Origin of the sequence: Niastella sp. (genome assembly GCF_045805085.1) — a bacterium.
Classification (GTDB): domain Bacteria; phylum Bacteroidota; class Bacteroidia; order Chitinophagales; family Chitinophagaceae; genus Niastella.
Map to the genome: position 1 here is coordinate 1 of NZ_JBJMLX010000537.1, position 2,126 is coordinate 2,126.

General features: G+C 51.0%; 1 protein-coding gene and 1 pseudogene. Both read left to right on the forward strand.

Annotated elements, in window-relative coordinates; translation table 11 throughout:
* Positions 1-933: tail fiber domain-containing protein (locus tag ACJ751_RS28010; protein ID WP_407748846.1), on the forward strand; the 933-nt coding region annotated here is incomplete at its 5' end.
* A gap of 25 nt (positions 934-958) precedes the next feature.
* A pseudogene (locus ACJ751_RS28015) lies at positions 959-2,126 on the forward strand (hypothetical protein); the annotation flags it as partial.

Sequence of the window (2,126 nt, forward strand, 5' to 3'; positions counted from 1 at the left end):
ACCACCAACCTGGAAGACATGCGCTTTTTTACCGGCGGTACAGAAAAAATGCGTATCAGCGAAACCGGTAATGTAGCCGTAGGGGTACAATCCAGGGACCTTACCAACCCTGAAAAATTCTTGGGCGAAGCGGGCTCTACAGGAAGGTTTAACGGAATAAGCGGCCGGGGCACCATCAATTACTACCTGCAATTGAATATCCAGAACCGCTCCAATGGCGCCAACGCCAGCTCCGATGTAGTGGCATCGGCCAACAATGCCACCGAATCGGTGAACTTTATAGACATGGGCATTAACTCAAGCGGTTATAACAGCACGTTGTTACCCATCCTGAATGGCAACAACACCGCATACCTGTATGGCACCGGCCGCGATTTTGTGATAGGCAATGCCGCTTCAACGTACAACCTGTTGTTCTTTACCGATGGCTTTGACGTTACCGATGAAAAACTGCGCATCACCAGCGCCGGCAATGTGGGCATTGGCACTACTTCTCCGGCCGATAAATTAAGTGTGGCCGGCGCTATTGTACCTGCTGCCGACAACACGTATACGTTGGGAAAAAGCGGCGCCCGCTGGAGTGCGGTATGGGCAGCCAATGGCGTTATACAAACGTCTGATGCCCGGTTAAAAACCGATATCGAGCCTTTACAATACGGATTAAAAGAAGTGCTGCAACTACGCCCCGTATCGTTTAAATGGAAAAATGAAAGGAACAGCCCCCGCAAACTAGGTCTGCTGGCGCAGGAGGTTCAACCCATTATTCCTGAAGTGATCGCCAACGACGAACAAAACGGCATACTGGGTATGAACTATGCCGAGCTGGTGCCCGTGCTCATTAATGCCATTAAAGAACAGCAACGGCAAATTGAGGAGATCCAAAACCGGATAACCGATCTGAAAAAGATCATTCCAGCCACGGCCTCCCATTAAATCATTGACTCTTTAAATGGTTATTATGAAGAAGATTGTACAATGCTGTTTGCCCGGCATGCTATGGGCTTTGCCTGTGCTGGCGCAGATTGGTATAGGCACCACCAGTCCTAACTCCACGCTCGATGTAAGAGGGGCCATGGCCATACTCCCTACTTTATTCACTACCAACACAACCGCCACCATCAACGAGCAGTTATTTGTTTTTACCGGGTCCACAGCGGCCACACTAACCTTGCCCGATGCCGCCGGGTGCACCGGACGCATCTACCTGGTGAAGAATGCCAGTACTACGGTTCCCGTGCCTGCAGTAACTATACAGCCTTTCGGTTCGCAAACCATTGGCGGTTTAACCAGCACGCAGGTTAGTGAGCCCAATGAATCGGTACGGCTGGTAAGCGATGGCGCCAACTGGCAGGTGATGAATGAAAACATCCCGGTGAACAAAACTTCCACATCAGGCAGTGCCTGGTACCAGGGTGGCAATTCGCTTTCCAGCATAAAGAACCTCGGCGCTATTACCAACTACGACCTGGCATTCAAAACGAATAATGCAGAAAGAATGCGCCTTACCACCAGCGGCTTCCTGGGCCTTGGCACGGCCACCCCGGCAGGCAGGTTTCATTTGGTGAACGACAATGACGACAATGGCAATGACTATTACTTTGAAGATCATGGCGCCACTATCACCAACGCTCTCTACCTCAGGAAGGCAAGAGGTACTGTCGCCGCGCCACAGGACCTGCAGAATGGCGACCTGATGGCGCAATTCCGGTTCGGGGCCCGTTACAATAATACGCTGGCCCGCACCGATGGAGCCGGCCTGGATGCGTATTACCTGGGCAGTGGCACTACCAATTTGTCTGACATGCGTTTTTTTACCAGTAACAATGAACGCATGCGCATCAACCAGAATGGGAATACGGCCATTGGCGCCACAACATTCAACGCCCAACCTGAAAAATTACTGGTTGATTGTGGCACTACCGGTTCCTACAATGTGATCAGCGGCAAAGGCAACATCGATAACTACCTGCAGTTGAACATCCGCAATGCACACCAGGGCGGTAATGCCAGCTCCGACATTGTGGCCACCGCCAATAACGGTGACGAATCCGTTAACTTTATCGACATGGGGGTTAATTCGCAAAATTATGCCAACCCTACCTATCCCATTTTAAGTGGTAACAACA